This window comes from Streptomyces sp. WZ.A104 (genome assembly GCF_002382885.1).
Taxonomy (GTDB): Bacteria; Actinomycetota; Actinomycetes; order Streptomycetales; family Streptomycetaceae; genus Streptomyces.
The window spans coordinates 54,706-73,931 of sequence record NZ_NWVL01000033.1; the positions used below are offsets into that span (position 1 = coordinate 54,706).

Here is a 19,226-nt window from a genome sequence, read left to right on the forward strand (position 1 = left end):
TACGTTCATGCCATGTCCCAGCCCGCCAGGCCACCCCGTGCCACCGCAGCGTCCGACGCCCCGGAGACCACCACCGCGGGAACCCGCGCCGCCGCCCAACGGCTGAAGATGCGCCGCGAGCTGGCCGCCGCCGCGATGGAGCTCTTCGCCACGAAGGGCTACGAGGCGACGACCGTCGACGAGATCGCGGGCGCCGCGGGCGTCGCCCGGCGGACCTTCTTCCGGCACTTCCGCTCCAAGGAAGAGGCGATCTTCCCGGACCACGACGACACCCTCGTCAGGGCAGAGGCCGTCCTCCATGCCGCCCCCGCGCACGAGCATCCGCTCGACACCGTCTGCCGCGGCATCAAGGAAGTCATGAAGATGTACGCGGCCAAGCCCGCCGTCTCCGTGGCCCGTTACAAACTGACCCGCGAGGTGCCGACCCTCCGGGAGGCCGAGATCGCTTCGGTGGCCCGCTACGAGCGGCTGTTCACCCGCTATCTCCTGGGCCACTTCGACGAGCGCGACCACCATGTGGGCAACGACGACCCGTTGCTGGCGGAGGTCGCCGCCTCCGCCGTGGTCACCGCGCACAACCACGTACTGCGCCGCTGGCTGCGGGCGGGCGGCCAGGGCGATGTGGAGGCCCAGCTCGACCGGGCCTTCGCCATCGTGCGCGACACCTTCGGCACGGGCATCGGCGCGGGCCGGACCGCAGGGGCCGATCCCGAGCGCGCCCCGGCCGCGACGATCGCCGAGCAGGGCGAGGTGCTGGTCGCGGTGGCCCGCACCGACGCCCCGCTGGACGAGGTCATGCGCACGATCCAGCAGGCGCTCCAGGACCGCTGAGGGCGCGCGGGCGGAGCCGTAAACCGTTCGCGAGGGCCACGGCCCCGTGGTGGGGTTCCGGCCATGCGAACCGACGAAGTACGCGCCCTGTACGACCGCACGATGCGCGAGCACGCCCGACCCGACGGCCCCGGCGTCCGGGTCGAGCGCGATGGACCCCTGGTGCGCCAGGTGGGCGGCCGGAGCGACTGGAACGGGGTCGTCTGGTCGTCCCCGGACCTGGACGGCGAAGGGGCCGACGCGGCGATCGCGGCCCAGATCCGGCACTGCGCGGCGCTCGGCCTCCCGGAATTCGAGTGGAAGCTGTACGCGCACGACCGGCCGGCCGATCTGGGTGACCGGCTGCGGGCGGCCGGGTTCGTGCCGGAGCCGCCGGAAACCCTGCTGGCGGCCCCGGCCGGGCCGCTCACCGGGGCGGTCGCCCTGCCCGATGGCGTCACACTGCACCGTGTGAGCGACGCGGCGGGGGCGGAGCTGATGGCGCTGGCCCATGAGCGGGCGTTCGGCACGGACGGCACCCGCCTCCTGCACCAGGTCGTGAAGCGGCTGGAAGCGGCCCCCGACGACTTCGTGGCGCTCGTCGTCACGGCCCGCGGGGAGCCGGTCAGCTCGGCCCGTATGGAGCTGTACCCGGGGACGGGCTTCGCGGGGCTCTGGGGCGGCGGGACGGTCGCCGCCTGGCGAGGCAGGGGCATCTACCGGGCACTGGTCGCCCACCGGGCGCGGATCGCCGCCGAGCGCGGCTACCGGTATCTCCAGGTCGACGCGAGCGACATGTCGGCCCCGATCCTGGTCCGGCTCGGCTTCAGGGAGCTTGGGGCGACGACGCCGTATGTGTACCGACCCGGCCGGTAACCGTCCGCCAGCAGGACAGAACGTCTCACAACGCCCATCGTGTTGCTCATGCGTGCCTACGAGATGACAAGTGAGAGAAATTGTTGGCACTGGGTGCCTTGTCAGGTGTCACAGAGTGCCATACGTTGAAGGTGTCCGGGCGGCCGGCGTGCTGAGAACTCACACGTACGCCGGCTGTCCCCGCAACCACCGTGCTGCGCGCCCGGACGCCTGCGTCACAGGCACCCTTCTGCTCCACCGAGCAAAGCCGAGCTCCACCCCGCCGAACCGACGGCAACACCTCCACACCACACCGCACCCCTGCCAGCAGGGCCCCTCAAGCGTTCCCTCGACGCCGCATCACCGGAGGCAACACCGTGAAGGAAATCCTGGACGCGATCCAATCCCAGGACAGCACCGCCGCGGACTTCGCGGCCCTGTCCCTCCCCGAGTCCTACCGCGCGATCACCGTGCACAAGGACGAGGCGGAGATGTTCTCGGGGCTCGAATCCCGCGACAAGGACCCCCGCAAGTCGCTCCACCTCGACGAGGTCCCGGTCCCCGAACTCGGCCCCGGCGAGGCCCTCGTCGCCGTGATGGCCAGTTCGGTGAACTACAACTCCGTCTGGACCTCGATCTTCGAGCCGGTGTCGACGTTCAGCTTCCTGGAGCGGTACGGAAGGCTCAGCGAGCTCACCAAGCGCCACGACCTGCCGTACCACGTCATCGGCTCCGACCTGGCGGGCGTCGTCCTGCGCACCGGCCCCGGCGTGAACGCCTGGAACCCGGGCGACGAGGTCGTCGCGCACTGCCTCTCCGTCGAACTGGAGTCCTCCGACGGGCACAACGACACGATGCTCGACCCCGAGCAGCGCATCTGGGGTTTCGAGACGAACTTCGGCGGGCTGGCGGAGATCGCGCTCGTCAAGTCCAACCAGCTGATGCCCAAGCCCCAGCACCTCAGCTGGGAGGAGGCAGCGGCCCCGGGCCTGGTCAACTCCACCGCCTACCGCCAGCTCGTCTCGCGCAACGGCGCGGGGATGAAGCAGGGCGACAACGTGCTGATCTGGGGCGCGAGCGGCGGACTCGGCTCCTACGCCACCCAGTTCGCGCTGGCCGGCGGCGCCAACCCGATCTGTGTCGTCTCCAGCCCGGAGAAGGCCGACATCTGCCGGGCTATGGGCGCCGAGGCGGTCATCGACCGCAACGCCGAGGGCTACAAGTTCTGGAAGGACGAGCGCACCCAGGACCCGAAGGAGTGGAAGCGCTTCGGCAAGCGCATCCGCGAGTACACCGGCGGCGAGGACATCGACATCGTCTTCGAGCACCCGGGCCGCGAGACCTTCGGCGCCTCGGTCTACGTCACCCGCAAGGGCGGCACGATCACGACCTGCGCCTCCACCTCGGGCTACATGCACGAGTACGACAACCGCTACCTGTGGATGTCCCTCAAGCGGATCATCGGCTCCCACTTCGCCAACTACCGTGAGGCCTGGGAGGCCAACCGCCTCATCGCCAAGGGCAAGATCCACCCGACGCTCTCCAAGGTGTACTCCCTGGCGGACACCGGCCAGGCCGCCCACGACGTCCACCGCAACGTCCACCAGGGCAAGGTCGGCGTCCTGGCACTGGCCCCGCGCGAGGGCCTGGGCGTGCGCAACCAGGAAATGCGCGAGCAGCACATCGACGCCATCAACCGCTTCCGCAACGTCTGAGGTTCTCCGATGAACGAACGTCAGAAGGACCGGCCCTGGCTCATGCGGACGTACGCCGGTCACTCGACCGCCGAGGCGTCCAACGAGCTGTACCGCCGCAACCTCGCCAAGGGACAGACGGGTCTCTCGGTCGCCTTCGATCTGCCCACGCAGACCGGATACGACCCGGACCACATTCTCGCCCGCGGCGAGGTGGGCCGTGTCGGTGTGCCCGTCTCACACCTCGGTGACATGCGCCGGCTGTTCCAGGACATCCCCCTGGAGCAGATGAACACCTCGATGACGATCAACGCGACCGCCATGTGGCTGCTGGCGCTCTACCAGGTGGTCGCGGAGGAGCAGGGGGCCGACCCCGCCAAGCTCCAGGGGACCACGCAGAACGACATCGTGAAGGAGTACCTCTCGCGCGGGACCCACGTCTTCCCGCCGGTGCCCTCACTACGGCTGACCACCGACATGATCACGTACACGGTCAACCGCATCCCCAAGTGGAACCCGATCAACATCTGCAGCTACCACCTCCAGGAGGCGGGGGCGACCCCGGTCCAGGAGATCGCGTACGCCATGTCGACCGCCATCGCGGTGCTCGACGCGGTGCGCGACTCGGGCCAGGTCCCGGAGGAGAAGTTCGGTGATGTGGTCGCCCGGATCTCGTTCTTCGTGAACGCGGGCGTCCGCTTCATCGAGGAGATGTGCAAGATGCGCGCCTTCGGCCGGATCTGGGACCGCGTCACGCGGGAGCGGTACGGCATCACCAACGCCAAGCAGCGCCGTTTCCGCTACGGCGTCCAGGTCAACTCCCTCGGCCTGACCGAGGCGCAGCCGGAGAACAACGTCCAGCGCATCGTCCTGGAGATGCTGGCCGTGACCCTCTCCAAGGACGCCCGCGCCCGCGCGGTGCAGCTCCCCGCCTGGAACGAGGCACTGGGGCTGCCGCGCCCCTGGGACCAGCAGTGGTCGCTCCGCATCCAGCAGGTGCTGGCCCACGAGAGCGATCTGCTGGAGTACGAGGACATCTTCGCCGGATCGCACGTCATCGAGGCCAAGGTGGACGCCCTGGTCGAGGAGTCGATGGCGGAGATCGACCGCATCCAGCAGATGGGCGGCGCGATGGCGGCCGTCGAGTCCGGCTACCTCAAGTCCGAGCTGGTCTCCTCGCACGCGGCGCGGCGGGCCCGGATCGAGGGCGGCGAGGAGAAGATCGTCGGCGTCAACATCTACGAGACGACCGAGCCCAACCCGCTCACCTCCGACCTCGACGGCGCGATCATGACGGTCGACCCCGAGAACGAGGCCCGGGTCGTCGCCGCCCTGCACGAGTGGCGGGACAACCGCGACGAGGCCCGGGCGACGGAGGCGCTGGCCGCGCTGAAGAAGGCCGCCGCGGGCACCCGGAACATGATGGAAGCCACCGTCGAATGCGCTCGCGCGGGCGTCACCACCGGCGAGTGGTCCTGGGCACTGCGGGACGTCTTCGGCGAGTTCCGCGCGCCCACCGGGGTCTCCTCGGCCCCGGTGGCGATCGCCGCCGAGCCGGGCAGCACGCTCGCCCTGGTCCGCGAGAAGGTCACCCGTACCGCCGCCGACCTGGGCGTGGGGCGGCTGCGCCTGCTGGTCGGCAAGCCGGGTCTGGACGGGCACTCCAACGGCGCGGAGCAGATCGCCGTACGGGCCAGGGACGCCGGGTTCGAGGTGGTCTACCAGGGCATCCGGCTCACCCCCGAGCAGATCACCGACGCGGCGCTCGCCGAGGACGTGCACTGCGTGGGGCTGTCGATCCTGTCCGGCTCGCACGCGGAGCTGGTGCCCGACGTGCTGAACCGGCTGCGCGAGGCCGGGGCCCCGGACATTCCGGTGATCGCGGGCGGCATCATCCCGCCGGCGGACGCCGCCGCACTCATCGAAGCCGGTGTGGCCGCCGTCTTCACCCCGAAGGACTTCGGCATCACGGAGATCATCGGCCGTATCGTCGACGAGATCCGGAAAGCGAACAAGCTCGACCCTCTGGAGGTCCCCGCATGACCACGCCCACCACCCCCGTGAACCGGCTGCGCCCCCGGCGCTCGTGTCTGGCCGTGCCGGGCTCGAACCCGCGCTTCCTGGAGAAGGCCCAGGGCCTCCCGGCCGACCAGGTCTTCCTGGACCTGGAGGACGCCTGCGCGCCGCTCGCCAAGGAGGGCGCCCGCCACACGATCGTGGACGCGCTGAACAACGGTGACTGGAGCGGCAAGACCCGGGTCGTGCGGGTCAACGACTGGACGACGCACTGGACGTACCGGGACGTCATCACGGTCGTCGAGGGCGCGGGTCCCAACCTCGACTGCATCATGCTGCCGAAGGTCCAGGACGCCCAGCAGGTCGTGGCGCTGGACCTGCTGCTGACCCAGATCGAGAAGACGATGGGCTTTGAAGTCGGGAAGATCGGCATCGAGGCGCAGATCGAGAACGCCAAGGGGCTGGTGAACATCGACGACATCGCCGCCGCCTCGCCGCGCCTGGAGACGCTGATCTTCGGCCCGGCGGACTTCATGGCGTCGATCAACATGAAGACCCTGGTCGTCGGCCAGCAGCCGCCCGGCTACCCGGCGGACGCCTACCACTACATCCTGATGCGCATCCTGATGGCGGCCCGTACGCACGATCTCCAGGCGATCGACGGCCCGTTCCTCCAGATCCGTGACGTGGACGCCTACCGCGAGGTCGCGGGCCGCGCGGCCGCTCTCGGCTTCGACGGCAAGTGGGTGCTGCACCCGGGCCAGGTCGACGCGGCCAACGAGGTGTTCTCGCCCTCGCAGGAGGACTACGACCACGCCGAGCTGATCCTCGACGCCTATGACTGGTGCACCTCCGAGGCGGGCGGCAAGAAGGGCTCGGCAATGCTCGGCGACGAGATGATCGACGAGGCCAGCCGCAAGATGGCCCTGGTCATCGCGGGCAAGGGCCGGGCCGCCGGAATGCAGCGCACCTCCAAGTTCGAAGCCCCGGAGGCCTGATCATGCAGTTCGGACGCACTTACGAGGAGTTCGAGGTCGGCGCGGTCTACAAGCACTGGCCCGGAAAGACGGTCACGGAGTACGACGACCACCTCTTCTGCCTGCTGACCATGAACCACCACCCGCTGCACATGGACAGCAACTACGCGGAGAAGACGACCGACTTCGGGAAGAACGTCGTCGTCGGCAACTACATCTACTCGCTGCTGCTCGGCATGTCGGTGCCGGACGTCTCCGGGAAGGCCATCGCCAATCTGGAGGTCGAATCGCTGAAGCACATCGCGCCGACCTTCCACGGCGACACGATCTACGGCGAGACGACCGTGCTGGACAAGACACCGTCGAAGTCCAAGAGCGATCGCGGGATCGTGTACGTCGAGACCAAGGGCTACAAGCAGGACGGCACCGTGGTCTGCGTGTTCCGCCGCAAGGTGATGGTCCCCACCGAGACGTACATCAAGGAGCGGGGCGGCGAGCAGCCGGGCCGCCCGACGCCCGCCAAGTAACCGGCCACGGACAGCAGTCGGCCAACCAACCGCGTGAAGCCTTGAAGTCATCCGCGTGAAGCCACAGGAGAAGCAGCCATGACGCGACTCGCCCAGACCGCCGGTCTGAACGACATCCAGCGGGAGATCCTCGCCACGGTCCGGGACTTCGTCGACAAGGAGATCATTCCGGTCGCGACCCAGCTGGAGCACCGCGACGAGTACCCCACGGAAATCGTGGAGGGGCTCAAGGAGCTCGGCCTGTTCGGGCTGATGATCCCCGAGGAGTACGGGGGTCTGGGTGAGTCGCTGCTCACCTACGCGCTGTGCGTGGAGGAGATCGCGCGCGGCTGGATGAGCGTGTCGGGCATCATCAACACGCATTTCATCGTGGCCTACATGCTCAAGCAGCACGGCACCCAGGAACAGAAGGACACGTTCCTGCCGCGGATGGCGCTCGGCGAGGTGCGGGGCGCGTTCTCCATGTCCGAGCCGGCGCTCGGCTCGGACGTCTCGGCGATCTCGTCCAAGGGTGTCAGGGACGGCGAGGAGTACGTTCTCAACGGCCAGAAGATGTGGCTGACGAACGGCGGAACGTCGACGCTGGTGGCTGTTCTCTGCCGAAGTGACGAAGGCCACCCCGAGGGCACCGCGCCGCACAAGTCGATGACGACCTTCCTGGTGGAGAAGGAGCCCGGATTCGGAGAGGTCCGGCCCGGCCTGACCATCCCCGGGAAGATCGACAAGATGGGTTACAAGGGCGTCGACACGACCGAGCTCATCATGGACGACCTGCGCATTCCGGCCAATCGTGTGCTCGGAGGCACGACCGGCCGAGGGTTTTACCAAATGATGGACGGCGTCGAGGTCGGCCGGGTGAATGTCGCCGCACGTGGTTGCGGTGTCGCTCAACGTGCGTTCGAACTGGGCGTTTCGTACGCCCAGCAGCGCCACACCTTCGGCAAACCGATCGCCCAGCACCAGGCGATCCAGTTCAAACTGGCCGAAATGGCCACCAAGGTCGAAGCCGCCCATGCGATGATGGTGAATGCGGCACGCAAAAAGGACTCCGGGGAACGAAACGACCTGGAGGCAGGGATGGCGAAGTACCTCGCCTCCGAGTACTGCAAGGAAGTCGTCGAAGACGCCTTCCGTATCCACGGCGGTTACGGCTTCTCCAAGGAGTACGAGATCGAGCGCCTCTACCGCGAGGCGCCGATGCTGCTGATCGGTGAAGGTACCGCCGAGATCCAGAAAATGATCATTGGCCGGCGCCTCCTGGAGGAGTACCGATTCCAGGGCTGATTGTCCCTTTTGAGGTGATTTGGTGGCGAAGAACATCACACCGAGTCATCCTCGGCGGGTGCTTTTCAGCAGTCCGACTCGGCTGCTGGCTTGCCCAGTTGCGCCCGGCAACCGATAGCATCGCCGGAAAGCCGCCGTCCCCCGTTGCCAGCGCGGCATCATCCGCTACGAAGGTCATCCATGCCCGACAGCCCTACCTCTGCACCCCGCGGCGGGGTCCGCATCGCCCGCGGAGCATCGCCCTGGCTCCTGCCGACCGTCGCCACCGCAGCCCTCAGCCTGGCCCGCGCCCGCAAGTCGGGGCGCTGGGCGGCCGTGGCCGTGCCCACCACCGCGCTCGCGGCGGGCATGCTGTGGTTCTTCCGTGACCCCGAGCGCGAGATCACTGACGGCCGGGTCATCTCCCCGGCCGACGGTGTGGTGCAGAGCATCATGCCGTGGAAGGACGGGCGCACCCGCGTCGCGATCTTCATGAGCCCCCTCAACGTCCACGTCAACCGCGCGCCGCTGGCGGGCACCGTGACGTCGGTCGAGCACATCCCGGGCGGGTTCGTTCCGGCGTTCAACAAGGAGAGCGAGAACAACGAGCGCGTTGTCTGGCACTTCGACACCGAGCTCGGCGACATCGAGATGGTGCAGATCGCGGGAGCGGTCGCCCGTCGGATCGTGCCGTACCTCCCCGAGGGCACGAAGGTCGAGCAGGGCGAGCGCATCGGCCTGATCCGCTTCGGCTCGCGCGTGGACATCTACCTCCCGGAGGGTATCGATGTCGCGGTCGAGGTCGGCCAGGCCACCACCGCGGGGGTGACTCGAATTGACCGTGATTGATCCGGATACCAAGGCCGGCTGGGTTCCTGAGGCCGACGAGGCGAGAGACACCGACAGCGCGGAGGACATGCCGCTGTCGATGCGGCTGTCGATAGCGGACACGCTCACGCTCGGTAATGCGACGTGCGGGTTCATGGCGGTGTACTTCACCACCACGGGCATTCTGATCCCCCACCTCACGGGCAGCGACGAGACGGGCATGGCCAGGCACTCCGCCGCCACGGCGGTGATCCTCATGCTGATGGCCGCGATCTTCGACCTGTTCGACGGACTGGTGGCGCGCAAGCTGCGCTCCTCGCCGATGGGCGCCGAGCTGGACAACCTCTCGGACCTCATCAGCTTCGGACTCGCGCCGGCCTACTTCGTACTCGTGTACGGGATGGTCGCGGACGACGCCCATCAGCGGGTGTCGGCGCTGGCTGCGATCGTGGTGCTCCTGGCGGTGGTGCTCAGGCTGGCCAGATTCTCCTGCGTGACCTTGAAGGACGGCATGTTCCAGGGCATGCCGAGCCCCTTCGGAGCGCTCACGGTCATCTCGATCGTGCTCCTGGAGCTGCCCTTCGTTCCGACGCTGCTGGCCATCATCGGTGTGGCATGGCTGATGGTGAGCCGGGTGGAGTACCCCAAGCCGCGGGGCGTCCTCGCGGTGGCGATGCTCAGCTGGATCGTGGCCGCGATGGGCCTGCTCGCCGCCTGGGCGTTCGACGCGCCCGGCGGTCAGCTGCTGCTCCAGACGGGCTGCGCGCTCCAGGTGGTGCTCGGCGCGGTGATCCCGCTGTTCGCCACGGCGCGACGGGTGAACACGTTCCGTGACAACCGACGCGAGGCGCGGGCGGCACAACTGCCGTAGCGGCGGATACGTACGACAGGCCCTCGGGGCCCGGATGCTCCCCGGCATCCGGGCCCTTCGTGCGTATACCACCGCGCGCCGGGGCTTCACCAGAGGCGGAGCCCTCGCCATGGCTGGGATGTTCCCGCGGGGGACTGAGTACGAGGTTCCCGTCACCTCGGCCCACCGGGCTTCTAGAATCACCTCGCAGCCGACGCCCGGCCCCTTCCGGCCAGGCGCGGAGCGGGGACCGGGGGGTCCGATGATGAAGCCGGCACTGGGTGGGACGCGGGTGGTCGCGGTCGCGGCGGCGGGGGTGCTGCTGGCCGGGTGCAGCGGCTTGGCGAAGGACGGCGGGCAAGGGCCGGAGCCGAGCCGGTCGGCCGGGCAGCGGACGGAGGCGTCCGGAAAGCCGGACCCAAAGGACCCGAAAGCCCCGGAGGACCCCGAGGAGTCGAGGCAGCCGGGGGCACTGCCCAGTTCGTACGACTTCACCCCGAACCCCGCTCGCGTACCGAAGAACGCGGCGCAGGCCCGCGAGCTGACGCGCAACGCCGCGCTCGGCGAGATGGACTGGGCGGCCGGGATGGTGCGGCACTCCCCGTACGAGAGAGGCGGCACCTGGCCGGTGCTGGCGGACTCCTGTGTCTGGAGCCGCACCCCGCTGCCCTCCGGTGTGCTCGACAGCTTCACCCGGCGGCTCGACGTGCCGGCCCAGGGCGGCAAGGGACGGGTCCAGGGGGCGGTGACCGTGACCGTGCACCGGACGGAGGCTGGTGCCGACCGGGAGATCAAGGACACCGTCCAGGAGAGCTTCCGCTGCCCGCGGCAGGAACTGGGCGGCGGGCAGCGCCTGAGCGGTCTGATGTCCCTCCAGTTCGACCACAAGGACGTCCGCAACGCGGATGCCTCGCTGTTCGAGGCGGGCAAGTACACCGGGCCGGGCTCGGGCGGGACGCAGGACTACGTATGGACCAAGTCCCGGATCGGCCCGGTCACGACGGCCGTCTCGGTCAAGGGCGCGAAGGGCTACACCAACACCGAACTGCTGCGGATCGCCGCCGAGGGCGGCGCCAAGGTCCTCTACCGCGTCGAGCTGGAACTGAAGTGACCGCACCGCACGTCGCCCACCGGACCCCGCTTCCGGTCCGGCCTGATCCCCACGAAAGGCCCTGACCGCTGATGGAACCGCTCCGTTCCACGGACCCGGCGCGGATCGCCGGCTACCGCGTCCTCGGCCGGCTCGGCGCCGGGGGCATGGGCGTGGTACTGCTGGGCCGGTCGCCCGGCGGCGCGCTGGTGGCGATCAAGCTGATCCGGGCGGAGTACGCCGACGACACCGGGTTCCGCACCCGTTTCCGGCGCGAGGTGGCGATCGCCAGGCAGGTGCGCAACCGGTGGGCGGTGCCGGTGGTCGACGCCGACACCGAGGCGGCCGCGCCCTGGCTGGCCACCGAGTTCGTGCCGGGGCCCGCCCTGAGCGAGGCGGTCGGGAGCGGCGGGCCGTTGCCGGAGCGCAGTGCGCGGGCGCTCGGCTCGATGCTGGCGGAGGCGCTGGAGGCGGTCCACGGGGCGGGGCTGGTGCACCGGGACGTGAAGCCCGGAAACGTGCTGCTGGGTCTGGACGGCCCCCGGCTGATCGACTTCGGGATCGCCCGGGCCCTGGACGACACGGTCCTCACGGCGACGGACGCGATCGTCGGCTCCCCGGGCTTCCTCTCGCCCGAGCAGGCGCAGGGGCGGCGGATCGGCCCGGCGAGCGACGTCTTCTCATTGGGCTGTGTCCTGGTGTACGCGGCCACCGGCGGCCGGCCGTTCGGCAGCGGCCCGGTGGAGGCGATGCTCTTCCGTACCGTGCACGACACGGCGGAGCTGGGCGCGCTGCCGCCGGGGCTGCTCCCGGTCGTCGAGGCGTGCCTGGCCAAGGGGCCCGAGGGGCGTCCGACGGCGGGTGACGTCCGGCGGGCCTTCGCCGAGGACGTATCGGGCGGCAGCTGGCTGCCCGGCCCGGTGACGCATCTGATCGCCGAGCGGTCCGCCCGGATGCTGGCGCTGCCCGACATCGAGGCGACCAGCCTGGACGCGGGATCGTCCGGCGGCCCGGCGGACACCGACCCGGGCACCGGAGCCGGCTCCGGGAACACGTCCGCCGTCCCGGCCTCCCCCGGTCGGCGGCGCTTCCTCGCATACGTCACCGGCGGGGCGGCCATCGCGGCGGCGGGCGGCACCACCGCGTGGCTGGTCTCCTCCCGTGACGACAAGGCCCCCGGCGGCGGGGGCGAGGGGCGCGGGACCAGCGCCCGCCCGGAGCTGCGCATCGGGCTCCAGGCCGACCTCAGCGGCCCGTCGGCGGCCGTCGGCAAGGGCCAGGAACGGGCGGCGCTGCTCGCCGTGGAGGAGCACAACGCGCGGAAGGACGCGCCGTTCACGCTGCGGCTGACCACGGCCGACGACCGGGGCGACGAGGAGCGGGCGACGGCGGCGGTGCGCCGGTTCGCCGAGGACCCGCTGCTGGTGGCGGCCCTCGGGGCGACCGGCACGGACGCGGCCCGGGAGGCGCTGGTCGCGTACGACGAGGCGGCGCTGCCGCTGCTCAGCGTGGTCGACGGGGACATCCGGCATCTGAACCGGACCTTCCTGTGCGCCCGGCCGCGCAACGACATGCAGATGCTGCCGGTGGCCCAGTTCCTGGGGGCGTACGAGATCGACAAGGTCGCGCTGGTGGACGACGGGACCGAGTACGGCCGGCAGACCACCCGCTACCTCGACGCCGGGCTGCGCGGCAACGGCCGCACGGTGCTCGCGGAGACCGTACGGGAGGGCACCCGCGATCTGGACGCCGAGGCGGAGCGGATCGCCGCGAAGCAGCCGGGGGCGGTGGTGTACGGCGGCGGGTGGCGGGACGCGGCCCGGTTCGCGAAGGCTCTGGTCGGGGCCGGGTTCCTGGGTCCGAGGATCGGCACCCAGGCCGTGCACGATCCCCGCTTCCTGGCGGAGGCGGGCGAGGCCGCGCTGAGCTGGCTGGTGGTCTCGACGGCCGCCGACCCCGCCTCCGTGCCCTCGGTGCACGCGTTCGCCGCCGCCTACCGCGAGCGCTTCGGCGCGGCGCCGCCGCTGCTGGCCGCGGAGGCCTACGACGCGGTGGGGCTGATCGCCGCCTGTGCGGAGGGGCTGGGCCGGGAGAAGCTGAGCCGCCAGGACCTGCTGCCCGCGCTGCGGGTGACCTCGTACAAGGGCGTCTCCAAGAGCTACGCCTTCGAGTCCGCGAACGGGATGTACACCGGGACCGGGGTCTTCATCTACCGCGTGGAGCGGGGGCGTTTCCGGTACATCGGGATGGACGGCACCGAGGTCTGAGGGCGGCAGCGGCGGGCCGGGCCGGTGAGGGCCGGGCCCGCCGCCGAGTCCTGCCGCGGGGTCAGGGCTTCATCGTGAAGGACTCGGCCGCCGGGGCCGCCGCCGCGGGCCGGACCACCTTCAGCCCGCCGGGCACCGAGGCGTCCGGCTTCATGATGACGCTCTGCCGGGTGGACGGCGCCTTAGGGTCCGAGAAGTCGTGCGAGACGCCGAACTCGCTCCCGTACCCCTTGATCGTGAGGAGTGCCCTGCCGATGCCCTCCCGGGTGAGGTCCTTGTCCTCGCACGCCTTCATCAGGGCTTCGCCGTAGATGGAGGCCGCTGTGTAGCCCGCGACGACGCCGTTGTCGAGCACGTCCTTCGGGTACTGGGCCGCGTACTCCTTCGCGAGCTTGGCCGGGCCGTCGCCCGGGTCGCCGATGGGCAGCGTGGAGGCGGCGACGTAGTAGTCCTTGAGCAGGGCGGGGCCCGCCTGGGTCTTCAACAGCTGGGGCGCGAAAGCGGAGTTGTTGCCCACGACGGGGACGTTGAAGCCGGTGGCCGCCGCGACGCCGACGAGCGAGGCCGCCTGGCGCGGGCCCGCGCTGACGATCACGGCCTTGACTCCGGCCTGCTTGAGGGCGGCGACCTGCGCCGTCATGTCGTTGTCGGTCGGCTTGATCTTCTGCTCGACGACGGTGAGACCGGCCTCCTTCGCCGCGTGCTCCGAGCCGACGAGCGCGTTCTCGCCGTAGTCGCCCTCGAAGTACACATGACCGATCCTGTCGCCCTTGGCGATGCGCTTCTCGGCGAGCAGATGGTCGATCAGGTTGATCGTCTCGATGTCGTAGGTGGCGCCGATGACCCGGATGTACGGGGAGCCCAGCAGGTTCGCCGACCAGGCCTGGGGCAGGACCAGGCCCTTGTCCTGGCCGTCGATGCGCTGCTCGACGGCGGCGACGAACGGGGAGCCGATGAACTGGGCGAAGCCCACCACCTTCGGCTCCAGCTCGGTGTACGCGGCGATCGCCTTCTGCGGGTCGTAGCCGTGGTCGCGGACCGTCAGCTCGACCTTGCGGTCGCAGATACCGCCCTTGGCGTTCGTCTGCTTCACCCACAGCTGCTGCGCCTGGGTGACGCTCTTGCCGAGCGAGGCGTACACGCCCGTCATGTCGGTCAGCACGCCGAGGGATATCGCCGAGGAGGAGACGCCGGGGCCGGTCTTGACCCCGGCCTTGTCCTGCTCGTCGCCCTTTCCTTCGGTCGCCTTGCCGCTGCACCCGACGAGGGTGACGGTGAGAGCCGCGACGACGGCTGTGAGCGCTCTGCGTTTCATTTCTTCTCCCCTGGATTCTTCGGAGCCGCTGGATTCTTCGGAGCCGCTGGTTTCCTCGGAGCCGCTGGTTTCCTCGCGCGGGCGAGGCCGAGGCGGGCGAGGCCGCCGGGCAGGAACAGGACCACCGCGACCACCGCGGCGCCGTACAGATAGCGGGATGCCTCACCGGGTGCCAGCCCGCCCGTGCCGGGGGCGGAGACCAGCGGGAGGGAGTCGCTGTAGTGCGTGAGGACCTGCGGGAGCAGGGTGACGAAGGCGGCGCCGATGACCGCTCCCCCGACGCTGCCGAGCCCGCCGATGACGATCATGGCGAGGTATTCGAGGGACAGGATCATGCCGAAGTACTCGGGAACGGTCCGCTGGAAGACCAGGGCGAGCAGGACGCCCGCGAGGCCCGCGTACATCGAGGACAGGACGAAGACCCCGGCCCGGTAGCGCGCCACGGGCACGCCCATCACCCCGGCCGCGATCCGGTGGTCGCGAATGGCGTTCATCGCCCGGCCCGGCCGGCCGCGCAGCACGCCGCGGGCGAACAGCGCACTGAGCAGCAGCGCGACCAGGCCCACGTACCAGAGCTTCTCGGAAGCCCCGAACGGTACGGCGGCGACGACGAGTTCGCTGTCGTCGAAGGTGAGCCCGAAGAGGGAGAGCGGCGGTACGGCCCGCCCGTTGTAACCACCGGTCAGGGAGCCCGCGTTGAACAGGACGTGCTGGCCGATGAAGATCAGCGCGAGGGTGGCGATACCGAGGTACGCGCCGCGCAGCCGACCGGCGATCGGGCTGAACAGCCCGCCGACGGCGCCCGCGAGCAGTACGGCGAGGATCGCCGCCAGCCAGGTGGGCAGTCCGAGGCCGGTCAGGGTGTGCCCGTTCTCGGTGCTGCTCTCCCCCGCCAGGACGCAGTAGCCGTACGCGCCGACCGCGAGGAAGAACGCGTGGCCCATGGAGAGCTGTCCGGTGGCCCCGGTGAGCATGTTGAGCCCGATGGCGCCGATCGCCGCCGCCATCGCGAACAGTCCGGCCTGGAGCCAGAAGCGGTCCAGGTAGAACGGGAGGACGAGGAGCAGGACGGAGCCGAGGAGGACGGCGTACGTACGGGGTCGGCGCAGCCGGTCGGTGAAGGTCTGCGCGGGACCGGGTGCGGGGGCGGGTGCGGTGGTCGCCTCGGGGGCGGCTTGGGCGGTGGTGCCGGAGGCGGCGGTGTCAGACACGGGCGAGCTCCTTCGTGCCGAGGAGTCCCGCGGGCCGGATGAGCAGGACGGCGACCATCACCAGGTAGGGGGCGAGATCGCCGATGCCCCGGCCGAGGAAGGAGAGGTCGCTCTGGTAGCCGGTGGCGAGCGACTCCGTGACGCCGACGATGAGTCCGCCGGCGAGCGCCCCGGTCGTGGAGTCGAGTCCGCCGAGGATCGCGGCGGGGAACGCCTTGAGCGCGGCGAGCGAGGTGGAGCGTTCGAGGCCGGGGGTCGGGAACACGGTGAGGAAGAGGGCGGCGACGGCCGCGAGGGCTCCGGCGACCGCCCAGGCGGCGAGCGAGACCCGGCCGAGCTTGATGCCCATGAGCGCCGCGGTCTGCGGGTTCTCGGCTGCGGCGCGCATCGACACGCCCCACGAGGTGTAGCGGAAGGCGAGCAGGAACACCGTGATCAGCAGCCCGGCGGCGAGGAACGCGGCGATCCGGGTCTGGGCGAGGGTGATGCCGCCGACGGTGACGACCTCGTTGCCCCAGGGGTCGCCGAGGGCGAGGACGTCCGTGCCCATGCGGCGGGTGAGTTCGGTGATGAGGAGGATGTCGACGCCGATGGTGACGATGGCCAGGACGCTGTGGTCGCTGCCCCGGTAGCGGCGCATCACGAAGAACTCGATGGCCGCCCCGACGGTCGCGGCCCCGGCGATCCCGACGAGCAGCGCAAGCCAGAACCCGATGTCGTCGTGGAGTACGGCGGTGACGTACCCGCCCGCCAACAGGAGGGACGCGTGGGCGAAGTTGACGACCTCGGTGGCCTTGAAGATGACGACGAAACCGAGCGCGATCAGGGCGTAGACCGAGCCGATCGACAGGCCGCCGAGGAGGAGTTCGACGAACGTGGTCATTGAGGTGCTCCCAAGTAGGCCTGGACGACAGCCGGATCGTTCTGGACCTCGGCGGGGGTGCCGCCCGCGATCCTGCGTCCGAAGTCGAGTACGGTCACCGCGTCCGCGAGCCGCATCACCACCCCCATGTCGTGCTCGACCAGCACGATGGAGATGCCGAGGCTGTCGCGTACGTTCGCCACGACGGCGGCGGTACGGTGGCGCTCGGCGGCGGTCATCCCGGCGATCGGCTCGTCGAGCAGCAGGACCCGCGGCTCCATGCACAGCGCGCGGCCGAGCTCGACGAGCTTCTGCTGCCCGTACGGCAACGAGCCCGCGGGCCGCTCCAACGCCCCTTCCAGGCCGATGAATTCGGCGATCTCGCGGACCCTCTCGCGGTGGCGCCGCTCCTCGCGGGCGGCGGAGGGCAGCCGCAGTCCGGTGGCGATGAAGCCGGAGCGGGTCAGCCGGTGGCGGCCGAGCAGCAGGCTGTCGGCGACGGTCGCGTGCGGCGGCAGCGCCAGGTTCTGGAAGGTGCGGGCGACACCGAGGCCCGCGATGGCGTGCGGCGCGAGTCCGGTGAGCTCGGTCTCCCCGAGCCGGACGTGTCCGGAGGTGGCACGGTAGACGCCGGAGAGCACGTTGAAGCAGGTGGACTTGCCCGCGCCGTTGGGTCCGATGACGGCGTGCACACTGCCGGGTTCGACGGTGAAGGAGACGCTGTCCAGGGCGGTCAGCCCGGCGAAGCGCACGGTGACGTCCTGCACGGCGAGGGCGGCCGTGGTGCTGTCCGTGGGAGCCGTCGCGGTGGTGGTCACGCGGACCACCTGCTCAGGGTGCGGCGGGTCCGGGCGGCCGGGTCGGTGTCCGCCGCGGCGTTCTCGTCGACGACGCCGAGGTAGCGGCGGCGCACCTCGTCGGACGCGGCGAGTTCGCCGGCGGGCCCGGACAGGGCGACCTCGCCGACATCGAGGACGTACGCCGTGGAGGCGAGCCGCAGCGCGATGGCCGCGTTCTGCTCGACGAGCATGACGGAGGTGCCGCTCGCGTTGATCTCCTGCACGGTCTCCGCGATCCTGGCCGCCATCAGCGGGGCGAGGCCGAGCGAGGGCTCGTCCAGCAGGAGCAGCCGGGGTGCGGCCATCAGGGCGCGGCCCATCGCCAGCATCTGCTGCTCGCCGCCGGACAGCAGCCCGGCCCGCTGGTTCGCGCGGTCGGCCAGTACCGGGAACAGCTCGTGCACCCGGGTCAGTGCGGCGTTCGTCCGCTTGCGCCCGCCGCGGGCCCCGAGGGCGCCCGCCCGCAGGTTGTCGGCCACCGTCATCCGGGCGAAGACCTGTCGGCCCTCCGGTACCTGGACCACTCCGGCGGCCACCACCTGGGCGGGCCGCAGCCCCTCCAGGGGGCGGCCGTCGAACCGGATCGTGCCGGTGCCCGTCCCGCGGTGGAAGCCGAGGGTCCGCGACACGGCCCGCAGCAGCGTGGTCTTGCCCGCGCCGTTGCCGCCGAGTACGGCGGTGATCGCGCCGTCCGGCACATCGACGGAGATGTCGCGCAGCGCCCGGACCGGGCCGTAGCCGACGGACAGCGCGCGGATCTCTAGCGTTGCCATGCGTCCTCCTCCTTCCGCCTTGTCGTGTCGTGCTCTTCCGTGGTGCTCGTGCGTGAGGGGGGTGGTGCCACAGACCAGCACCGGGCCGGACGCGCGTCCACGGCGCGGGGTGGAGTCGATGCGGGTGACCAGCGAAGGCGGGGCAGCGTTGTGCACGCGCACAGGGCCCGTGACGCGCGGGCGCCCCACCGTGCGGCCGCTGGCATCCTCGTCGGTCATCAGGAGCGCCCGGACCCGGGGACGGAGCAGCGGATGCGGCGTGAAACGCGGTACGAGGTGCTGCTCGGCCCGCTGCTGGCCGGCCGGAACCCCCCGGACCTGGTGGAGCGCGCGGCGCGGGCGCTCGGGCTGCCCGAACGGGGGCGGTACGCGGTGGTGGTCCTGGACTCGCCCGAGCCGGGGCCCTCGGCGGCAACCCCGGGCCCTGTTCCGGACGGGACGCGCTGGTGCTGGTGCGGTGGGGGTGACGCGTCGGGCCGGGAGGTCGCCGTGGTGCTGCTGGGACCGGCGGGCCCGGCCCGGGCCGCGGCGCGGCTGAGGGAGCGGGGCGCGGGGCCGGGGGGTGTGAGCCCGGTGGTGGGTTCGCTGGCGGAGTTGGGCGCGGCGCACCGGCTGGCGGGTACGGCGCTGCTGACGTGCGAGCCGGGGAGCCGGGAGATCGTGCGGCTGGACGAGCGGCTGCCGGCGGCCCTGCTGGTGAGCCGCCCGGAGCTGTCCACCCGGCTCCTGGCGGAGGTGTTCGGCCCGTTGCTGACCCTCGCGCCTGCGGAGCGGTCGCTGCTGGTGGGGACGCTGGAGGCGTGGCTGGAGTGCGGGGGCTCGGCGGGGCGGGCGGCGGCCCGGCTGCGGTGTCACCGCAACACGGTGTGCAACCGGCTGCGGCGGCTGGAGGGCCTGACGGGCCGGTCGCTGTCACGGCCGCGCGAACTGGTCGACCTGGTGCTGGCGCTGGACGCGCTGCGGCTGACGTCGGCGCCGCCGTGAGGCCGGTAGGGGGGCCCGGTCGCTGCCCGGCCCCCTCCCCGTACCCCGTGGTCCCCCTGTGGTTC

General features: G+C 70.9%; 17 protein-coding genes. 12 read left to right on the forward strand and 5 right to left on the reverse strand.

All coding sequences use genetic code 11. The features are described 5' to 3' along the window. Positions 1–12 precede the first annotated feature (12 nt). From CIB93_RS19140 to CIB93_RS19190, 11 genes are all read left to right on the forward strand, one after another. On the forward strand, positions 13–831 hold the full coding sequence (locus tag CIB93_RS19140) for a TetR family transcriptional regulator (RefSeq protein WP_096628316.1): 819 nt from the start codon (positions 13–15) through the stop codon (positions 829–831). A 63-nt stretch (positions 832–894) separates the two neighbouring features. Then, on the forward strand, positions 895–1,686 hold the full coding sequence (locus CIB93_RS19145; protein ID WP_096628317.1) for a GNAT family N-acetyltransferase: 792 nt from the start codon (positions 895–897) through the stop codon (positions 1,684–1,686). A 356-nt stretch (positions 1,687–2,042) separates the two neighbouring features. Next, a complete protein-coding gene (gene ccrA / locus CIB93_RS19150) occupies positions 2,043–3,380 on the forward strand; it encodes a crotonyl-CoA carboxylase/reductase (protein WP_096628319.1) in 1,338 nt (445 codons plus the stop codon). 9 nt (positions 3,381–3,389) lie between these two features. Beyond that, a complete protein-coding gene (locus CIB93_RS19155; RefSeq protein ID WP_096628320.1) occupies positions 3,390–5,402 on the forward strand; it encodes a protein meaA in 2,013 nt (670 codons plus the stop codon). Then, complete coding sequence (locus tag CIB93_RS19160) at positions 5,399–6,373, forward strand: CoA ester lyase (RefSeq protein ID WP_096628322.1); 975 nt, start codon at positions 5,399–5,401, stop codon at positions 6,371–6,373. The genes CIB93_RS19155 and CIB93_RS19160 overlap by 4 nt, the downstream gene beginning before the upstream one ends. A 2-nt stretch (positions 6,374–6,375) precedes the next feature. After that, positions 6,376–6,879, forward strand: coding sequence for a MaoC family dehydratase (locus CIB93_RS19165; protein WP_096628323.1), 504 nt, complete (start codon positions 6,376–6,378; stop codon positions 6,877–6,879). Between the two features lie 78 nt (positions 6,880–6,957). After that, a complete protein-coding gene (locus CIB93_RS19170) occupies positions 6,958–8,163 on the forward strand; it encodes an acyl-CoA dehydrogenase family protein (protein ID WP_096628325.1) in 1,206 nt (401 codons plus the stop codon). A gap of 180 nt (positions 8,164–8,343) precedes the next feature. Continuing rightward, on the forward strand, positions 8,344–8,991 hold the full coding sequence (locus CIB93_RS19175) for a phosphatidylserine decarboxylase (protein ID WP_096628326.1): 648 nt from the start codon (positions 8,344–8,346) through the stop codon (positions 8,989–8,991). Further along, positions 8,978–9,841, forward strand: coding sequence for a CDP-diacylglycerol--serine O-phosphatidyltransferase (gene pssA, locus CIB93_RS19180; RefSeq protein WP_179500162.1), 864 nt, complete (start codon positions 8,978–8,980; stop codon positions 9,839–9,841). The genes CIB93_RS19175 and pssA overlap by 14 nt, the downstream gene beginning before the upstream one ends. Positions 9,842–10,085: 244 nt before the next feature. Beyond that, positions 10,086–10,931 (forward strand): hypothetical protein, encoded by an 846-nt coding sequence (locus CIB93_RS19185; RefSeq protein ID WP_096628360.1) that lies wholly within the window; start codon positions 10,086–10,088, stop codon positions 10,929–10,931. A gap of 71 nt (positions 10,932–11,002) precedes the next feature. Beyond that, a complete protein-coding gene (locus CIB93_RS19190; RefSeq protein WP_096628329.1) occupies positions 11,003–13,177 on the forward strand; it encodes a bifunctional serine/threonine-protein kinase/ABC transporter substrate-binding protein in 2,175 nt (724 codons plus the stop codon). 61 nt (positions 13,178–13,238) lie between these two features. Here the strand turns inward: CIB93_RS19190 and CIB93_RS19195 are convergent, their stop codons facing one another. Genes CIB93_RS19195 through CIB93_RS19215 form a run of 5 tightly spaced genes read right to left on the reverse strand, consistent with a single transcriptional unit; the run spans position 13,239 to position 18,177 of the window. After that, positions 13,239–14,492 (reverse strand): ABC transporter substrate-binding protein, encoded by a 1,254-nt coding sequence (locus CIB93_RS19195; protein ID WP_096628331.1) that lies wholly within the window; start codon positions 14,490–14,492, stop codon positions 13,239–13,241. Continuing rightward, the gene (locus CIB93_RS19200; protein WP_179500163.1) at positions 14,489–15,703 is read right to left on the reverse strand and encodes a branched-chain amino acid ABC transporter permease; all 1,215 of its coding nucleotides are present in this window, start codon (positions 15,701–15,703) and stop codon (positions 14,489–14,491) included. The genes CIB93_RS19195 and CIB93_RS19200 overlap by 4 nt, the downstream gene beginning before the upstream one ends. Then, positions 15,696–16,586, reverse strand: a complete 891-nt coding sequence (locus tag CIB93_RS19205) for a branched-chain amino acid ABC transporter permease (protein WP_096628332.1) — start codon at positions 16,584–16,586, stop codon at positions 15,696–15,698. Before CIB93_RS19205 ends, CIB93_RS19200 begins: the two co-directional genes overlap by 8 nt. Further along, positions 16,583–17,392 carry an ABC transporter ATP-binding protein gene (locus tag CIB93_RS19210; protein WP_373558770.1) on the reverse strand — a complete coding sequence of 270 codons (810 nt, stop codon included), beginning with the start codon at positions 17,390–17,392 and terminating at the stop codon, positions 16,583–16,585. Before CIB93_RS19210 ends, CIB93_RS19205 begins: the two co-directional genes overlap by 4 nt. After that, on the reverse strand, positions 17,380–18,177 hold the full coding sequence (locus tag CIB93_RS19215; RefSeq protein ID WP_096628335.1) for an ABC transporter ATP-binding protein: 798 nt from the start codon (positions 18,175–18,177) through the stop codon (positions 17,380–17,382). The genes CIB93_RS19210 and CIB93_RS19215 overlap by 13 nt, the downstream gene beginning before the upstream one ends. Positions 18,178–18,429: 252 nt before the next feature. On the opposite strand from CIB93_RS19215, the gene CIB93_RS19220 reads away from it, so the two are divergent. Beyond that, positions 18,430–19,161, forward strand: coding sequence for a CdaR family transcriptional regulator (locus CIB93_RS19220; RefSeq protein WP_179500164.1), 732 nt, complete (start codon positions 18,430–18,432; stop codon positions 19,159–19,161). Positions 19,162–19,226 lie beyond the last annotated feature (65 nt).

Coding starts and splice junctions, on each gene's coding strand:
- CIB93_RS19140 (WP_096628316.1), top strand. CDS start 13: ATGTCCCAGCCCGCCAGGCCACCCCGTGCCACCGCAGCGTCCGACGCC.
- CIB93_RS19145 (WP_096628317.1), top strand. CDS start 895: ATGCGAACCGACGAAGTACGCGCCCTGTACGACCGCACGATGCGCGAG.
- CIB93_RS19155 (WP_096628320.1), top strand. CDS start 3,390: ATGAACGAACGTCAGAAGGACCGGCCCTGGCTCATGCGGACGTACGCC.
- CIB93_RS19160 (WP_096628322.1), top strand. CDS start 5,399: ATGACCACGCCCACCACCCCCGTGAACCGGCTGCGCCCCCGGCGCTCG.
- CIB93_RS19165 (WP_096628323.1), top strand. CDS start 6,376: ATGCAGTTCGGACGCACTTACGAGGAGTTCGAGGTCGGCGCGGTCTAC.
- CIB93_RS19170 (WP_096628325.1), top strand. CDS start 6,958: ATGACGCGACTCGCCCAGACCGCCGGTCTGAACGACATCCAGCGGGAG.
- CIB93_RS19175 (WP_096628326.1), top strand. CDS start 8,344: ATGCCCGACAGCCCTACCTCTGCACCCCGCGGCGGGGTCCGCATCGCC.
- CIB93_RS19185 (WP_096628360.1), top strand. CDS start 10,086: ATGAAGCCGGCACTGGGTGGGACGCGGGTGGTCGCGGTCGCGGCGGCG.
- CIB93_RS19190 (WP_096628329.1), top strand. CDS start 11,003: ATGGAACCGCTCCGTTCCACGGACCCGGCGCGGATCGCCGGCTACCGC.
- CIB93_RS19195 (WP_096628331.1), bottom strand. CDS start 14,492: ATGAAACGCAGAGCGCTCACAGCCGTCGTCGCGGCTCTCACCGTCACC.
- CIB93_RS19205 (WP_096628332.1), bottom strand. CDS start 16,586: ATGACCACGTTCGTCGAACTCCTCCTCGGCGGCCTGTCGATCGGCTCG.
- CIB93_RS19215 (WP_096628335.1), bottom strand. CDS start 18,177: ATGGCAACGCTAGAGATCCGCGCGCTGTCCGTCGGCTACGGCCCGGTC.
- CIB93_RS19220 (WP_179500164.1), top strand. CDS start 18,430: ATGCGGCGTGAAACGCGGTACGAGGTGCTGCTCGGCCCGCTGCTGGCC.